This window comes from Mycolicibacterium moriokaense, assembly GCF_010726085.1.
Lineage (GTDB): Bacteria > Actinomycetota > Actinomycetes > Mycobacteriales > Mycobacteriaceae > Mycobacterium > Mycobacterium moriokaense.
Window position 1 is genome coordinate 3643091 of the sequence record NZ_AP022560.1, and the last position, 14493, is coordinate 3657583.

General features: G+C 65.0%; 20 protein-coding genes and 1 pseudogene. 7 read left to right on the plus strand and 14 right to left on the minus strand.

The window, feature by feature from the left end:
• Nucleotides 1-12 precede the first annotated feature (12 nt).
• Entirely contained in the window at nucleotides 13-309 is a 297-nt protein-coding gene (locus G6N43_RS17805) for a DUF503 domain-containing protein (RefSeq protein ID WP_083151173.1), read from the plus strand.
• Here the strand turns inward: G6N43_RS17805 and G6N43_RS17810 are convergent.
• On the minus strand, nucleotides 306-1145 hold the full coding sequence (locus G6N43_RS17810) for a tRNA (adenine-N1)-methyltransferase (RefSeq protein WP_179967884.1): 840 nt from the start codon (nucleotides 1143-1145) through the stop codon (nucleotides 306-308). The genes G6N43_RS17805 and G6N43_RS17810 overlap by 4 nt on opposite strands.
• Nucleotides 1146-1229: 84 nt before the next feature.
• Here G6N43_RS17810 and G6N43_RS17815 point away from each other — a divergent pair, with 84 nt between their 5' ends.
• Nucleotides 1230-2120 carry a RecB family exonuclease gene (locus tag G6N43_RS17815; RefSeq protein ID WP_083151506.1) on the plus strand — a complete coding sequence of 297 codons (891 nt, stop codon included), beginning with the start codon at nucleotides 1230-1232 and terminating at the stop codon, nucleotides 2118-2120.
• Nucleotides 2117-2914 (plus strand): thioesterase family protein, encoded by a 798-nt coding sequence (locus G6N43_RS17820; protein WP_083151170.1) that lies wholly within the window; start codon nucleotides 2117-2119, stop codon nucleotides 2912-2914. The genes G6N43_RS17815 and G6N43_RS17820 overlap by 4 nt, the downstream gene beginning before the upstream one ends.
• Here the strand turns inward: G6N43_RS17820 and G6N43_RS17825 are convergent.
• On the minus strand, nucleotides 2911-3807 hold the full coding sequence (locus tag G6N43_RS17825) for an amidohydrolase family protein (RefSeq protein ID WP_083151167.1): 897 nt from the start codon (nucleotides 3805-3807) through the stop codon (nucleotides 2911-2913). The genes G6N43_RS17820 and G6N43_RS17825 overlap by 4 nt on opposite strands.
• A gap of 66 nt (nucleotides 3808-3873) precedes the next feature.
• Here G6N43_RS17825 and G6N43_RS17830 point away from each other — a divergent pair, with 66 nt between their 5' ends.
• Entirely contained in the window at nucleotides 3874-4056 is a 183-nt protein-coding gene (locus G6N43_RS17830; RefSeq protein ID WP_083151164.1) for a hypothetical protein, read from the plus strand.
• Nucleotides 4057-4078: 22 nt separating this feature from the next.
• On the opposite strand, the gene G6N43_RS17835 is transcribed toward G6N43_RS17830, so the two are convergent.
• The 6 genes and pseudogenes from G6N43_RS17835 to G6N43_RS31085 all read right to left on the minus strand — a co-directional run.
• Nucleotides 4079-4300: a (2Fe-2S)-binding protein gene (locus tag G6N43_RS17835; protein WP_083151161.1), complete on the minus strand. Its 222-nt coding sequence runs from the start codon at nucleotides 4298-4300 to the stop codon at nucleotides 4079-4081.
• 85 nt (nucleotides 4301-4385) lie between these two features.
• Nucleotides 4386-5123: an SDR family oxidoreductase gene (locus G6N43_RS17840; protein ID WP_163658143.1), complete on the minus strand. Its 738-nt coding sequence runs from the start codon at nucleotides 5121-5123 to the stop codon at nucleotides 4386-4388.
• A 10-nt stretch (nucleotides 5124-5133) separates the two neighbouring features.
• Complete coding sequence (locus G6N43_RS17845; RefSeq protein ID WP_083151155.1) at nucleotides 5134-6357, minus strand: acyl-CoA dehydrogenase family protein; 1224 nt, start codon at nucleotides 6355-6357, stop codon at nucleotides 5134-5136.
• The gene (locus G6N43_RS30690) at nucleotides 6357-6917 is read right to left on the minus strand and encodes an acyl-CoA dehydrogenase family protein (protein ID WP_207569314.1); all 561 of its coding nucleotides are present in this window, start codon (nucleotides 6915-6917) and stop codon (nucleotides 6357-6359) included. The genes G6N43_RS17845 and G6N43_RS30690 overlap by 1 nt, the downstream gene beginning before the upstream one ends.
• A 14-nt stretch (nucleotides 6918-6931) precedes the next feature.
• Nucleotides 6932-7246: an acyl-CoA dehydrogenase family protein gene (locus G6N43_RS30695; RefSeq protein ID WP_244960501.1), complete on the minus strand. Its 315-nt coding sequence runs from the start codon at nucleotides 7244-7246 to the stop codon at nucleotides 6932-6934.
• A 76-nt stretch (nucleotides 7247-7322) separates the two neighbouring features.
• Nucleotides 7323-7559 (minus strand): annotated as a pseudogene (locus G6N43_RS31085) (acyl-CoA dehydrogenase family protein); the annotation flags it as partial.
• Nucleotides 7560-7708: 149 nt separating this feature from the next.
• Here G6N43_RS31085 and G6N43_RS17855 point away from each other — a divergent pair.
• Genes G6N43_RS17855 through G6N43_RS17865 form a run of 3 tightly spaced genes read left to right on the plus strand, consistent with a single transcriptional unit; the run spans nucleotide 7709 to nucleotide 9173 of the window.
• Nucleotides 7709-8023 carry an ArsR/SmtB family transcription factor gene (locus tag G6N43_RS17855; protein WP_083151153.1) on the plus strand — a complete coding sequence of 105 codons (315 nt, stop codon included), beginning with the start codon at nucleotides 7709-7711 and terminating at the stop codon, nucleotides 8021-8023.
• Entirely contained in the window at nucleotides 8020-8529 is a 510-nt protein-coding gene (locus G6N43_RS17860) for an SRPBCC family protein (protein ID WP_083151150.1), read from the plus strand. The genes G6N43_RS17855 and G6N43_RS17860 overlap by 4 nt, the downstream gene beginning before the upstream one ends.
• Entirely contained in the window at nucleotides 8526-9173 is a 648-nt protein-coding gene (locus G6N43_RS17865; RefSeq protein ID WP_179967885.1) for a flavodoxin family protein, read from the plus strand. Before G6N43_RS17860 ends, G6N43_RS17865 begins: the two co-directional genes overlap by 4 nt.
• Here the strand turns inward: G6N43_RS17865 and G6N43_RS17870 are convergent.
• The 6 genes from G6N43_RS17870 to G6N43_RS17895 all read right to left on the minus strand — a co-directional run bounded on the left by G6N43_RS17870 (nucleotide 9124) and on the right by G6N43_RS17895 (nucleotide 14453).
• On the minus strand, nucleotides 9124-10494 hold the full coding sequence (locus G6N43_RS17870) for an FAD-containing oxidoreductase (protein WP_083151147.1): 1371 nt from the start codon (nucleotides 10492-10494) through the stop codon (nucleotides 9124-9126). The genes G6N43_RS17865 and G6N43_RS17870 overlap by 50 nt on opposite strands.
• Nucleotides 10495-10504: 10 nt before the next feature.
• Nucleotides 10505-10987 carry a DUF4126 family protein gene (locus tag G6N43_RS17875; protein ID WP_083151144.1) on the minus strand — a complete coding sequence of 161 codons (483 nt, stop codon included), beginning with the start codon at nucleotides 10985-10987 and terminating at the stop codon, nucleotides 10505-10507.
• A 69-nt stretch (nucleotides 10988-11056) separates the two neighbouring features.
• The gene (gene hisG, locus G6N43_RS17880; protein WP_083151495.1) at nucleotides 11057-11914 is read right to left on the minus strand and encodes an ATP phosphoribosyltransferase; all 858 of its coding nucleotides are present in this window, start codon (nucleotides 11912-11914) and stop codon (nucleotides 11057-11059) included.
• Between the two features lie 8 nt (nucleotides 11915-11922).
• Nucleotides 11923-12204 (minus strand): phosphoribosyl-ATP diphosphatase, encoded by a 282-nt coding sequence (locus G6N43_RS17885; RefSeq protein WP_083151141.1) that lies wholly within the window; start codon nucleotides 12202-12204, stop codon nucleotides 11923-11925.
• 40 nt (nucleotides 12205-12244) lie between these two features.
• The gene (locus tag G6N43_RS17890; RefSeq protein WP_083151139.1) at nucleotides 12245-13711 is read right to left on the minus strand and encodes a sugar porter family MFS transporter; all 1467 of its coding nucleotides are present in this window, start codon (nucleotides 13709-13711) and stop codon (nucleotides 12245-12247) included.
• A gap of 58 nt (nucleotides 13712-13769) precedes the next feature.
• Nucleotides 13770-14453: an HAD family hydrolase gene (locus G6N43_RS17895; RefSeq protein ID WP_083151137.1), complete on the minus strand. Its 684-nt coding sequence runs from the start codon at nucleotides 14451-14453 to the stop codon at nucleotides 13770-13772.
• Between the last annotated feature and the right edge of the window lie 40 nt (nucleotides 14454-14493).

Genomic DNA, 14493 nt, shown 5'->3' on the forward strand with positions numbered 1-14493 from the left:
GCGATTCCTCGGATGTGGATCGGCTGGCTCGAATTCGACTTGCTGCTCGGGGACGTGCGTTCGCTCAAGCAGAAGCGCTCGATCGTCCGCCCCCTGATCGCTGAACTGCAGCGCCGCTTCACGGTGTCGGCGGCCGAGACCGGGTCTCAGGATCTGTACCGGCGTGCGGTCATCGGCATGGCGGTGGTGGCGGCCGACCACGGACATCTGGTGGATGTGCTCGACGCCGCCGAGCGGCTGGTGGCGTCGCGCCCCGATGTGGAGCTGTTGTCCGTGCGGCGCGGTGTGCGGCGCAGCACCGACGATTAGATGCTCCCGCCGAGTTGACGCTTGCGGCGCAACGGCATTGGCGCAACGGCGCCCGGCGCCAATTTGCGCACGTTGATCAGAAATGCCGTATGGCCGCGCATCGTGTGTTGTGGACGCACCGCAAGCCCGACGACGTGCCACCCGCGCTGCAGGCTCTCCCACGCCCTGGGCTCGGTCCAGCATTTCTGTTCGCGCAACGCCTCGACCGTCCGGGACAGCTGCGTCACCGTCGCGACATAGATCATTAGCACGCCGCCTGGGACAAGCGCGTCGGCGACCGACTCCAGCACCTCCCACGGCGCCAGCATGTCGAGCACCACCCGGTCCACTTCCGGTCCCGAATAGTCGCTGAGGTCCGCGATCACCAGCTCCCAGTTGGCCGGGTGCTCGCCGAAGAACGTCGTGACGTTGCGCACTGCGTGCTCACCGTGGTCCTCGCGCACCTCGTAGGAGGTGACGTGCCCCTCGGGTCCGACGGCGCGAAGCAGCGAGCACGTGAGCGCACCCGAGCCGGCGCCGGCCTCGAGCACGCGTGCTCCGGGGAAGATGTCGCCCTCGTGGACGATCTGGGCGGCGTCCTTCGGGTAGACGACCTGTGCGCCGCGGGGCATCGACATCACGTAGTCGACCAGCAGCGGGCGCAGCACCAGGAACTGGTCGCCGTTGGTGGACTTGACCACGCTGCCCTCGGGCAGCCCGATCACGGAGTCGAGGGCGATGACTCCGCGGTGTGTGTGGAACTCCCCGCCGGGGGTCAACACCATCGTGTAGTGCCTGCCCTTCGCGTCGGTGAGCTGCACTCGATCACCGATGGCGAAGGGTCCGGTCCTGTTCACAGCAGTTCAGCCTGCCAGTCAACGCGCCGCGACGGGTGCGCGGGGTTGCCAAAATTTGTCGGGGTGTCGCCATACGCTGAGACCGTGACAGATACGCCGGATCCCGCCGCCGTCCGGCGTCCAGCGCTGTCGCCGTCCCGGGCCGCCGACTTCAAGCAGTGCCCGCTGCTCTATCGGTTCCGCGCGATCGACCGGTTGCCCGAACCGTCGTCGTCGGCCCAGGTGCGCGGGTCCGTCGTGCACGCCGCGTTGGAGCAGCTGTACGCGCTGCCCGCGGCCCAGCGCGGGCGCGCCACCGCGATGGCGCTGGTCGATCCGGCGTGGCAGCGGCTGGTGGCGGCACAGCCCGATCTCGCCGACGCCTTCGCACCGGAGCTGCGGGCCGTACTGCTCGACGAGGCACGCGCGCTGCTGTCGGGTTACTACCGCCTGGAGGATCCCACCCGCTTCGACCCACAGGGCTGTGAGCAGCGCGTCGAGGTGGAGCTCGAGGACGGCACCCTGCTGCGCGGCTACGTCGACCGGATCGACGTCGCCCCGACCGGGGAGCTGCGGATCGTCGACTACAAGACCGGTAAGGCGCCGCCGGAGGCGCGGGCGCTGGCCGAGTTCAAGGCGATGTTCCAGATGAAGTTCTATGCCGTCGCGCTGCTGCGGTCGCGCGGCGTGCTGCCCGCACGGCTGCGGTTGCTGTATCTCGAAGACGGCCAGGTGCTGGATTACACCCCCGATCTCGATGAGTTGGTGCGCTTCGAGAAGACGCTGATGGCGATCTGGACCGCCATCCAATCCGCCGGTGCCACAGGCGATTTCCGGCCGAACCCGTCACGGATGTGCGACTGGTGCGCACATCACGCGCATTGTCCCGTGTTCGGCGGCACACCACCGCCCTACCCGGGTTGGCCGACCGTTCCCGACGAGGGCTCCGGCGCGGAGGACGACGTCGTAATGCGCGCCTCGGAGACGGCTGCGTGATCGACTGTTACTACCGACGAATCGGCATCGACGGCGATTCGCAGATCTTCGATTCCACCGACGGAACGCGCAGTAACTGGGATCCCGAAATACAGCACGGCTCCCCTCCTCTCGCGTTGATGACCAAGCTGATCGAGGAAGCGACCGCGGACTCCGGGCTGCGCATCGCCAGGATGACGCTGGATGTTCTCGGCGCCATCCCGGTGACCCGTGTGCGGGTGCGCAGCTGGGTACAACGACCGGGTGCACGAATCTCCTTGTGGGCGGCCGAGATGTCGGCGGAGCGCGAGGACGGCACCGAGCGCGCGGTCGCGCGAGTCACTGCGTGGCTATTGGCCACCAGCGACACCTCCGATGTGGCGACCGACCGATATCCCCCACTCATCGAGGGTGAGGCGGTGTCGACACCGCACGGCTGGGCGGGCGCGAGGGGCTATCTGGAGACGGTCAGCTGGCGCCGCCAGCCCGACGCCGGCGAGACCGGGCACGTGGTCTGGCTCGACCCCCTTGTGCCGCTGGTGGATTCGGAACCGACGAGCGCTCTGCAGCGGCTGGCAATGGTGGTGGATTCGGCGAACGGTGCAGGCGCAGCGCTGGATCCCGAGCAGTTCATCTTCATGAACACCGACACCGCGGTGCACCTGCATCGGCTGCCAGAGGGTACCGATTTCGCGCTCCGCTCGCGCGCCTCGATCGGGCCCGACGGAATCGGCGTCACCACCGCCGAACTCTTCGACCGTCGCGGGTTCATCGGCACCTCGGCGCAGACGCTGCTCGTGATGCGGCGGCGCTAGCTCAGATCGAACACTTCGAGACAGTTGTCGTGGCAATAGGCCTGCATCGCATCGTCTTTCAGGGGTAGTTCGAGCGCATCGCCGGTTGCGCGATCCAAGCTCAACAAGGGAAAGTCCGACGCCCACATCACCTGCCGCTTGCCGCGAGTGTTCATGAAGTGGACGATCTCTGTCGGGATGTACTTCGGGGACCACCCTGATGTCATCAAATAGAAGTTCGGGTGTTTCTGCAGCAGCGCAAGGGTTTCCAGGTGCCACGGGTGCCCGATGTGAGTTCCGACCACCGTCAATTCAGGGAAGGCGAGCAGGATGTCGTCGAGAAGCGCAGGGTGCTGCAACTTCGCACTGCGCATGGGGCCCGGGAAACCGAGGTTCATGGTGATCGGAACACCAAGCTCGGCGCACTTGGCATAGATCGGGTAGTAAAGCGGGTGGTCGTAGGGCTCGCCGAACATCGCGGCCATGACGCGGATCGCGACGCACCCGTAATCTTTGACGGCACGATCGAGTTGTCGATACGCCCGTAGCCCGCCCATCGGATCGATCAACGCGCTGCCGTACAGACGGCCTTTGTGTTCGGTTGTGGCCGTAGCCATCTGTTCCAGGAAGGCATCGAAGATGTCGTCGGGCTGTCCGGCGGTGGCCTGGAACACGCCCCGCGGGCGGGTGTCGGGGTGCGACCAACTGTGCAAGGCCGAGATGATCGTCTTCTCGATACCGGCCGCGTCCATCATCGTCACTAATTCCGCCGCGCTGGTGCCCGGCCCCCGCGACTCTCCGCTCGTCTTGAACCATTTGTTGACGTTGCTGTTCAGGACCTCGTCGGCGAACTCATTGACGAGCTCGTCTTCGGTGAGCATCGGCATGTTCGACCAGCCGTCGATGAACTTCATGCTCAGAAGGCCCTTTCTGACCAGTCCACTGCGTGAGTCGGTAGTTGCGCGCCGCAGCGAAACCTCATGTCTTCTGATGCGAGCATCACTGCGGACAACATCAGAGCGATGCTGCGCGAACGTCTCTCGCCCTACAAGGTGCCGAGAGTGATCGTGTTCCTCGAGTCGCGCGACGAAGTTCCGATGACACCGTCGACCAAGGTCGACAAACGGCGTCTCGCCGAGCTCATTGAAGCCCGGCGCGACTAACCCGCAGCCTGGTTGGGTGGACTCAGACCGCCACGGTAGAGGGCAGCTTGAATCGCGCGCTGTCTTCTTGGCAATGCGTCTGACTGAAATGCGCTTCGATCATCGCCCGGACCGTCATTCGGCAGCGGCCGCACTCACCGCCGGCACCGCACACGGCACTGACCTCTTTGGTGGTGGCAGCGCCGCCCGCGATCGCGGCGCGAACGACTTCGCTGCAAACACCGGTACAGAGACAGACATACACTTCAGCGCTCCGACCTCAAGGCGGCAAGGTTAGGCTAAGGTAACACGCTGGGCGGCGTCTTCACCAGTGCATCTTGCGGTATTCGTCACACTCTGAGGTTGGCGGCGCCGTCGAGCACGATGGTGCGACCGCTGATCATCTGCGCGCCATCTGATGCCAGCCACTCGAGCGCGTCCGCCACGTCGTCTGCGGTGACAGGCCGGCCGGCCGGGGAGTTCACGCCGATCTGCGCGATCTTGCGCTCGGCGTCGGGCACGATCGCCCGATAGGTGTCCGTCAGTACGGCCGTCACCTCTACAACGTGTGTTCGGATGCCGGCGGGTCCGAGCTCGACGGCAAGGTAGCGCATGCTGGCTTCCATCAGTGCTTTGGCGATGGCCACCGGGCCGTACCCCGGGACCACCATCGACGAACCGCGACTGGAGATAGCGGCGATCACCGATCCTCTCGTGAGCAGCGGTCGCGCTGCCCGTACCACGTCCAGCACAGCGAGGGCGTTTACTCGAACTGATCGCATCACCTCGTCATCGGGAACGTCAAGCAATCCGCCCCACGGTGCAGCAACCGCGCAGTGGACGAGTTGGTTCAGGACCGACGCATGGTTGCCGACTATATCGACCAGGCGTCGGCATTCCTCCGGATCGCCGACGTCGTGCTTCAGGAGATACGGTTCGCCACCTTTGCGCTCGATCGCCGCGGCGGTTTGGCGAGCAGCGTCGTCATCTGATGCGTAGCCGACAAACACCCGGACCCCAGGTGCCGCGAAGCGTTCAGCGATCGCTCGCCCGATCCCTTTGGTTCCTCCCGTGACAAGAATGGTCACCGCGCTTCGGTCACCACTTCCGCGAGTCTTCGAGCACCTGCCTGAAGGGCTTGCCCTTCTCGACATTCATTTCGCGTGGGAGCCCGAGTACGCGTTCGGCTATCCCGTTGCGCTGCATTTCATTGCTGCCGCCGGAAATGGAATGGACTCGACAATTCAGGTAGTTCATCGACGCCGCGAATCCCGGATCCCCCGCCTCGAAGGCGATGGCGGCATCGCCGGCGATCTCCATACCGATCCTCGCCCGAAGCGGATCGAACACACCCTTGGCCAGTTTGACGTATGACGCGAGATTGCCATCGCCTCCGCCTGCGCGCATCACCTTCTCGACTCGAATCGTCAGCGCCGCGCGTACCACGTCGTGTGTGTGCGCGGTCGCGATCAGTTGCCGAACGTGACTGTCCCCGAGGCTGCCTCGAGCTCGTGCCAACTCGACCAGATCCGGCGCGACCGACTCGGGCAGCTCCGTGCGATCACCCCGCAGGGCGCCGCGCTCGAACACAAGCATCGTATGAGTGAACGACCACCCCTTGTTGACCTCACCAAGGATCTCATCGGCGTCCAACATCACGTCGTCCATGAATACTTCGCAGAATTCCCAACCGCCGTTGATCTCGCGTATCGGCCGAACCTTGACCCCTGGCGCTTTGAGTGGCATCGCAAACCAGGTGATGCCGTCGTGTTTGGGGACGTCCCAGTCGGTGCGCGTGATACACACGCCGAAGTCGGCGTGCATCGCACCGCTGCTCCAGATCTTGGCGCCATTGACGATCCACCGGTCCCCGTGCTTGGAGGCTTTGGTCAGGATGCCGGCCAAGTCGGATCCGGCACCTGGTTCGGAAAGCAGCTGGCACCACAGTTCCTCTCCGGCGAGGATCCGCGGAATATGGCGCTGTTTGAACGTTTCTGTGCACGTCGCAAGGATCGACGGCAGGACGATGCCAAAGGTCACCAGCGTGAGTACGCCCAGATCGGGTAACAGGTAGTCGCGGGCCTCCTCCGCGAACACCGCGGCGTGAGCTGGGGACAAACCCTGGCCGCCGTACTCGATGGGTATGTCGATTCCTGCCCAGCCGGCTTCGTACAAGCGTTTCTGCGAGGCGCGAAACGCGGCGACGGCCTCAGCGCTCTCACCGCCGCGCTCGGCTGCGGCATTCCGACGCGCCCGTTCCAGGTTTGACTCGATCCACTGCCTTGCGGCCGAGCGGTAAGTGTCGAGATCGCGTTCCCTCATCAGAATTCACAGCGGCTTTCGCTAGCGGCCCGTTGCTCCAGGCAGATGATTCGCTCCCGGTGCCAAGCCGGTGTCCCGTAGAGAATTTCGTTCACACTTGCCCGACGTAGATATAGGTGCAGATCGTGTTCCCAGGTGAATCCGATACCCCCGAACACTTGAAAACAGCCCTGCGCGATGTAGTTGGAGGTATCGCCGACGAACGCCTTGGCAGCACTCGCGATCGTCGACGCACCGTCGCGCTTGTCCTCGCCGAGCGCAGCCGACACCGCGGTCGCTGCGGCGGAGGTGACGGCTCGACTCAGTTCCAGCTGCAAACTCAGATCCGCCAGTTGATGTTTGACTGCCTGAAACGATCCGATCGGACGACCGAACGCCACACGGTCGCGCGCGTACTGAACCGTCATCTCGAAGAGGTGACTCATCGCACCCACTGTCTCGGCCGCGCACAACACCGCGGCGATATCGAGCTGGGTGTCGAGGTCTGCGATGGTGGTGTCGGCCGTACCGACGAAGTCATCCTCGCTGATGAGGGCGTCACGAATATCCAGTCGCCCCATCCGCATCGATATATCTAGCGACTTCTTCGGGGACACCGAGACGCCGTGAGCATCAGCATCCAGCAGACCTGACGCGGCCAGCCGTCGACGACGACGTCTAGCAGAAACGATTGTGCGATCTCTGCATCCTGGACGAATGTCTTCTCGCCGTACAGACGGTACCCGTCGGCAGTTGGTTCGGCCGTGACCCCGCCTCTGCCCCCCAACACCGCCTCTGGGTCGGCCAGCGCCCACACCGCAACGTGCTCGCCCGCGACGATGGCAGGTAGCACTTCTTTGCGGTGACGTTCTGATCCGTTGCGGGACAACGCATAAGCCACCGTGTTCATCGATATGAAAGGCCCGGGCTGGACCCGCGCGCCACGAAGCTCGGACAACAGCGCGGCATCGACGAGGCCCTGACCGGAGGTACTCCCCGCCGCACTCTTCCGGCGCGAGCATCGCGAACCAGCCCAACTCGGCCGCCTTCGTGAGGTAACCGGGCGGCAAGGCGGTCGGTGCGTCGACCCTGTCCCGCAGTGTTGTCACCGGACACACGTCTTCGATGAAGCGCGCGGTCGAACTGCGGAGCAAGGTTTGTTCGGGTGACAAATCGGCGTCGATGACGACACTGGACGGACCACCGATCCCGCCGTTATACATAGTACGAATATTAGCGCACGGTGCTGGTGGTTGAGATCGCTCAGAGCGCGCTGAACGACGACCCGTCGCCTGCTTAACCCGCGACGCGGGTCCGGCCGAAGCCGAATATGTACTTGTATCTATATAGATAGCCTGCAATACTGATGTGTATGGATGTGTTCGAAGCGGTCGCCGAACCGAGTCGCCGCGCACTGCTCGACGCCCTGGTCGATGGTGAGCGCACGGCCGGCGAACTCGTCGCAACCCTGCCGCAGCTGACGCAACCGACGGTGTCGCGCCATCTACGGGTGCTTCGCGAGGTCGGCCTGGTCGAGGTGCGCCCCGATGCCCAGCGCCGGATATATGCGCTGCGCGCCGACGGTCTGGTCGCGATCGACGAGTGGATCGAGCGGTATCGGCGGTACTGGTCCGATCATCTCGACGCCCTCGAACGTCATCTGGAAGCCAAGAGAGAGACACCATGACTTCTCGCGAAGGACGACTCACGGTCGAGGGCGACCGCGCGGTGCTCACCTTCGAACGCCGCCTGCCCTTCCCCATCGAGGCGGTCTGGTCGGCGATCACCGATCCCGCCGAACGCGAACAGTGGTTCGGCGTCACGACGATCGACGGTCGTGAAGGCGGGACCATCGACATGGTGGCGACCGCACCGCCGCTGCCGCCCGAGCGCAAACGGATGACTGGCCGGATCCTGGTCTGGGATCCGCCCAATGTGCTCGAACACGAATGGAAACAACCCATCGTCGAGGACGGGGTCGTACGCTACGAGCTCACCCCCGACGGCGACGGCACCCTGCTGCGCTTCACCCATCGCGGCCTCGGTGTGCGCAACGCCAGCGGATTCCGCGGCGGCACACACGCTTTCCTCGACCGCTTGGAAGCCTATCTCGCCGGCGACGAACTGCCCGATTGGACGCAACGCCGCCTCGAGGTCATCTCATCACTCAACACGGGAGGCGAAGACACATGAAACACAACGGATCCGATATCGCCGCACCCAGCTTGGCGATCGCGTACCACTCGGGGTTCGGGCACACCGCGTCCCTCGCCGCTGCCGTCGCCGCAGGCGCTGCAGAGGCCGGCGCCGATGTCAGGATGATCGCCGTCGACCGGATGGGCGAAACGGATTGGGACGTACTCGACGCCGCCGACGGCATCGTGTTCGGCTCCGCGACCTACATGGGCAATGTGTCGGCGGCGTTCCAGTCGTTCGCCGAGCAGACCGGGCGTCGGTGCATCGAGGGCACCTGGCGCGACAAGGTCGCTGCCGGATTCACCAACTCCGGCGCCAAGAGCGGCGACAAACTGAATACCCTGCTGTCGCTGGCGGTTTTCGCGGCCCAGCACCATATGCACTGGGTCAATCTCGGTCTGCCCCCGGGCTGGAACAGTTCGACCAGCGGCGAGGACGACCTCAACCGCCTGGGCTTCTTCATCGGTGCGGGCGCACAGACCGACGTCGATGCGAATTCCGATCAGGTCCATCCCTCCGATGTGCGGACGTGTCGTCACCTCGGGTGGCGCGTCGCACACGTCACGCGACAGCTCAACGTTGGCCGCGCCGCTAGTCCAGTGGCTTCAGCTCCTGGAGCATCGTCGGCACCAGCTCACTGACGGTGGGATGGATGTGCATGGTCCGTGAGATCGCGGTGTAGGGCTTCTTGGCGGTCATGATGTCGAGGATCGAGTGGATTACCTCATCGCCGCCGACGCCTAGGATCGCGGCGCCGAGGATCAGCTCGGTCTCCGCGTCGACGACGATCTTCATGAAACCCTGAGTCTCGCCCTTCTCGACGGCGCGCCCGACCCGGGTCATCGGCCGCTTGCCCACCAAGGCCTTTCGTCCGGTCTTGCGCACCTCGTCGACCGTCATTCCGGCACGCCCCAGCGGCGGGTCGATGTAGAGCGCGTAGGTGGTGATTCGATCGCTCACCCGGCGCGGATCATCGTCGAGCAGATTGGCCGCGACGATTTCGAAGTCGTTGTACGAGGTGTGGGTGAAGGCGCCGCGACCGTTGCAGTCCCCCATCGCCCAGATGTGGTCGACGTTCGTGCGCAGCTGGTCGTCGACGACGATGTAACCGCGGTGGTCGGTCTGCACGCCCGCCGCCTCCAGGCCGAGGTCGTCGGTGTTGGGCTGCCTTCCGACTGCCATCAGCAGATGGGTTCCGGTGATCGGTTGGGCACCCTCGCGCGGCGCGACTTCGAACCCGTTGCCGCGCTTGGCGAATCGGATGTCGTTGGCATCGACGACCACGTCGATGCCCTCGGCTTCCAAGATCTCCTTGATGGTCGCGGAGACGTCTTCGTCCTCGCGGGAGGTCAGTCGCGGACCCTTCTCGATCACCGTCACGTGAGCGCCGAAGCGGCGGTACATCTGCGCAAACTCCAGCGCGATGTAGCTGCCGCCGACGATGAGCAGATGTTCAGGCACCGTATCGAGTTCGAGGATGCCGACATTCGTCATGTAGCCGATCTCGGAAAGCCCAGGCATGTCAGGGGCGACCGCCCGGCCGCCGACATTGAGGAAGACCTTGTCCGCCTCAAGCAGTCGGTCGTCCACCCGCACCGTATGCGGACTCTCGAAGCGGGCGTGGCCGCGGATGAACGTCGCGCCGTTCATACCCGCCAGCCACGACTCGACGCCCTCGCGATCGCCGCGCACGATCTTGTCCTTACGCGCCTTGACCGCAGCCATCTCGACGCTGATATCGCCTACGCCGATGCCGAATTCGGCTCCCCGACGGGCGACGTGAGCGGCGTGCGCACTGGCAACCAGTGTTTTGGTGGGTATGCAGCCGTAGTTCACGCAGGTGCCGCCGACGAGCTTGCGTTCGATCACGGCGACCGTCTGCCCGGCCTCGGTCAACCGGCCCGCGAGCGGCGGCCCCGCTTGGCCGGCGCCGATGATGATGGCGTCGAATTTTTCGCTCATGGAACGCGGTTCAGATGAAGCTGACCAGGAAGGAGATCAGGAAACCGCCGCCCACCGCCACCACGTCTTCGAGGAAGGCGCCCGGCCGGTCCTTTCCGTTGTTGGCTTCATAGAGCTTCGTTCTCACCGCGGCTCCGCCCAATGTGCCCAACACCGCACCGACGATGCCTGCGCCGAGTCCGATGAAGGTATGGAAGAACGCGCTGCCGATCACCGCACCTGCGAACCCACCCATGATGAGCCTGGTGATGAACTGCGGTGCCGTCTTACGGCTCGGCGTCTTCGGAAGTTGGTCGGTGACCAGCTCCACTAGCAGGAAGATCGTGAGGACCGTGACGGTGATCGGGTGCGCCACCCATTCCGACCACTTGCCGTCGAGGTCGATCCAACCCAGCACGGCCCCCCAAGCGATCACCGCCGGGGCGGTCATCGCCCGCAACCCGGCGATCACACCGATCAGCAGAGCGAGGACGATGATGAGAACCTGCGTCATGCCAACCTCCGTACCGGGAGAAGACGATTCCCGGACGCTAACACGGTTAGCTGCGCATGACCTGTCGAATCAGAAGCGGCAGAAGCGGATGTCGGACGCCAGGATCGCCTTGGCGCCGATCGCCGCGAGCTTGTCCATGATGTCGTTGACGTCGCGTCGCGGTACCAGCGCCCGCACCGCCACCCACGCCGGATCGGCGAGCGGCGCGATGGTGGGCGATTCCAGACCCGGGGTGACTGCGCTGGCCTCTTCGAGCACGGTGCGCGGACAGTCGTAGTCGAGCATCAGATATTGCTGTCCGAACACGACACCCTGGACACGCGCGGCCAGTTGGTCGCGGGCAAGCGTGGTTTCGGGCGACTCGTCGGCGACGTCGGCGCGCTCGATGAGCACCGCCTCTGAATCACAGAGAGGTTCACCAAAGGCCGCGAGGTTGTGCAGCCGCAGAGTGCGACCCGAACCGACCACGTCGGCGATCGCATCGGCGACACCGAGTTGGACGGAGATCTCCACGGCGCCGTCGAGCCGGATGACGGTCGCCTCAATCCCCCTCGCGGCGAGGTCTTTTCGAACCAGGTTGGGAAACGCCGTCGCGATTCGCTTACCCGCGAGATCCTCGATTCGCCACTGCGCATCGGCGGGTGCGGCGTATCGGAACGTCGACGACCCGAAGCCGAGGGCGAGTCGCTCCCGCACCGGCGCGTCGGATTCCCACGCCAGATCGCGGCCCGTGATGCCGAAGTCCAATTGCCCGGAACCGACGTAGATCGCAATGTCCTTCGGCCGAAGGAAGAAGAACTCGACGTTGTTCGCCGGATCGATGACGGTCAGATCCTTGGGATCGGTGCGGCGCCGGTAACCGGCCTCCGACAGGATCTCGGCCGCGGATTCGGAAAGCGTCCCCTTGTTGGGTACGGCGACGCGCAGGGTGGCGCTCACAGCTTCGAGTACACGTCATCGAGGGTCAGTCCGCGGGAGATCATCAGCACCTGCGTCCAGTACAGCAACTGGCTGATCTCCTCGGCCAGCGCTTCGTCGCCCTCGTGTTCGGCGGCCAGCCATACCTCGCCGGCCTCTTCCAGGACCTTCTTGCCGAGCCCATGTACACCGCCGTCCAGGGCGGCCACGGTGCCGCTGCCCGGCGGCCGGGTGCGGGCGCGCTCGCTCAATTCGGCGAACAGGGCGTCGAAGGTCTTCACGGCAGGCGATTGTTTCACGCCGCGCGTGGTGCGGTCACGCGGGTTAACCCGCCGGCGGTCAGTGTCCGACAGGACCCGCTTGGTGGTGCACCACGTCGGTACCCATGTCCTCGAGGTGTTTGCCCTTGGTTTCGGACACCCAGCGCCACACGAAGAGGAACGACAGCACCGCGCAGATCGCATAGAAGCCGTACGCGACACCGAGCGAGAAGTCGCCTAGCGCCGGGAACGATGCGGTGATCGCGCAGTTGGCGATCCACTGGGCCGCGGCGGCCAGGCCGAGCGCCGCGCCGCGGATGCGGTTGGGGAACATCTCGCCGAGCAGCACCCACACGACCGGGCCCCAGGACATGCCGAAGGCGACGACGAACAGGTTGGCGGCGATCAACGCGATCACCCCGGCAGTGGCCGACGGATCAGGTTGACCGTCGACCACCGGCGCCGTGCCGAAGATCACCGCCATCGTGCCGAGCGTGACGGCCATACCCGCCGAACCGATCAGCAGCAGCGGCTTGCGACCGATCTTGTCGATCAACGCGATCGCGATCAACGTCGTGACGATGTTCGTCACCGACGTGACCACGGTGATGGTGAACGCCTGGCTCTCCTCCCAGCCGACGGACTCCCACAGCACGTTCGAGTAGTAGAAGATCACGTTGATACCGACGAATTGCTGGAAGACCGACAGGAATACGCCCACCCAGACGATTCCGTAGATGCCTCCTGTCGGCTTGCGCAGATCCGCCCATGACGGCGGCTTCTCGGACTTGAGCGACTCCTGGATGCGCGTGATCGTCAGCTCGAGGTTCTTCTCCCCAAGCAACTTCGTGAGCACCTTGCGCGCCTCTGGAATGCGGAAGGTGGCAACGAGATAACGCGGCGATTCGGGAATCGTGAAGGCGAGGGTGCCGTACAGGATCGCCGGCACCGCCATCACGATGAACATCCAGCGCCACGCCTCAAGCCCCAGCCAGAGCTCTTCACGCGCCCCACCCGCGAGACGCGCCAGCAGCGCATCCACACCCAGCGATACGAAGATGCCGGTCACGATCGCCAGCTGTTGCAGCGACCCGAGCCTGCCCCGGATCCGCGGCGGGGACGTCTCGGCGATGTACGCGGGGGCGATGACGGACGCCACGCCGACACCGAGCCCGCCGATGACCCGGAACAGGCCGAACACCCAGACTCCGGTCGCCAGACCGGTGCCGAAGGCGCTGATGAGGAACAGCACCGCAGCGAGTTTCATGACCGCCAGGCGCCCGATCTTGTCCGCCAACCGCCCCGCGACAACCGCGCCGAGCGCCGCGCCGATGAGCGCGGCGGCGACCGCGATGCCCAACGCGAGCTTGCTCATGCCGAAGTGATGTTCGACGGCCGACACCGCGCCGTTGATGACCGCACTGTCGTAGCCGAACAGCAGGCCGCCCAGAGCGGCGACCGCGGCGATTCGGACCACGCGACCGCTGTGCTCGGACTCCTCGTAATCAAGACCTGCCGTTGAATCCCCGACCGGGCCGTGCGTCATATGACCGCCTTCCGCAGCTGTGCGTGATCGGCTTCACATTCAATCACTTATGCCGTTGTCAGGCGGTGCGTTCCCCCAACTGTGAACTCAGTTCGGTGTACGTCCTCCGCAGCTGGGCAACCGACACCTCGGTGAGCGACGAGATCTGCCGACGCCGCGGGCCCGACGGCACAGCAACGTCGTTGGGTACCACCAGTACCGGGCATCCCGCGGTCTCGGCGGCCGTCGTTCCGGTCACCGAATCCTCGATCGCCAGGCATTCCGACGGGTCCCGACCGAGCAACGCGGCCGCGCGCTGATACACGTCGGGTGCCGGCTTTCCGCGCGGCACCTCGTCACCGCATACCGACACCGAAAAATAATGTTCGCCAATGCTGTTCAAGGCACGCTTTGTCAATGCGCGTTGGGTGTTGGTCACCAGCGCCATCGGAGTGGCTTCGGCGGCAAGGGCTTCCAACAGCTCACGCGCGCCCGCGCACCACGGCAGTCCGCCGTCGAAGAGCTGTGCGGTGTATTCGTGCAGCCACCGGTCGGACTCCGCCATCGCCGCCGGATCGGGATCGAGTCCCAGATCGGTGTATACGGTGCGGATGGTGTCCTCGGCGGAACCGCCCACCATCGAGGCGCGGACCTCGGGAGTGAGCCGCCCGCCGTGGTACTCGTACAGCGCGGCCAGCGAGATATCCCAGAGTTTTTCGGAATCGACCAGCGTGCCGTCCATGTCGAAGAGCACCGCACGCATGACCCGATTCTCTCACCCGCCGTACCCAGGCACGAAATCC

Excerpts from the sequence above, each read along its gene's own strand:
- G6N43_RS17830 (WP_083151164.1), top strand. The coding sequence starts at position 3,874 with ATGTCTTCTGATGCGAGCATCACTGCGGACAACATCAGAGCGATGCTG.
- G6N43_RS17895 (WP_083151137.1), bottom strand. The coding sequence starts at position 14,453 with ATGCGTGCGGTGCTCTTCGACATGGACGGCACGCTGGTCGATTCCGAA.
- G6N43_RS17860 (WP_083151150.1), top strand. The coding sequence starts at position 8,020 with ATGACTTCTCGCGAAGGACGACTCACGGTCGAGGGCGACCGCGCGGTG.
- G6N43_RS17875 (WP_083151144.1), bottom strand. The coding sequence starts at position 10,987 with ATGACGCAGGTTCTCATCATCGTCCTCGCTCTGCTGATCGGTGTGATC.
- G6N43_RS17855 (WP_083151153.1), top strand. The coding sequence starts at position 7,709 with ATGGATGTGTTCGAAGCGGTCGCCGAACCGAGTCGCCGCGCACTGCTC.
- G6N43_RS30690 (WP_207569314.1), bottom strand. The coding sequence starts at position 6,917 with ATGGGGCGACTGGATATTCGTGACGCCCTCATCAGCGAGGATGACTTC.
- G6N43_RS17865 (WP_179967885.1), top strand. The coding sequence starts at position 8,526 with ATGAAACACAACGGATCCGATATCGCCGCACCCAGCTTGGCGATCGCG.
- G6N43_RS17805 (WP_083151173.1), top strand. The coding sequence starts at position 13 with ATGTGGATCGGCTGGCTCGAATTCGACTTGCTGCTCGGGGACGTGCGT.
- G6N43_RS17870 (WP_083151147.1), bottom strand. The coding sequence starts at position 10,494 with ATGAGCGAAAAATTCGACGCCATCATCATCGGCGCCGGCCAAGCGGGG.
- G6N43_RS17845 (WP_083151155.1), bottom strand. The coding sequence starts at position 6,357 with ATGAGGGAACGCGATCTCGACACTTACCGCTCGGCCGCAAGGCAGTGG.
- G6N43_RS30695 (WP_244960501.1), bottom strand. The coding sequence starts at position 7,246 with ATGAACACGGTGGCTTATGCGTTGTCCCGCAACGGATCAGAACGTCAC.
- G6N43_RS17825 (WP_083151167.1), bottom strand. The coding sequence starts at position 3,807 with ATGAAGTTCATCGACGGCTGGTCGAACATGCCGATGCTCACCGAAGAC.
- G6N43_RS17890 (WP_083151139.1), bottom strand. The coding sequence starts at position 13,711 with ATGACGCACGGCCCGGTCGGGGATTCAACGGCAGGTCTTGATTACGAG.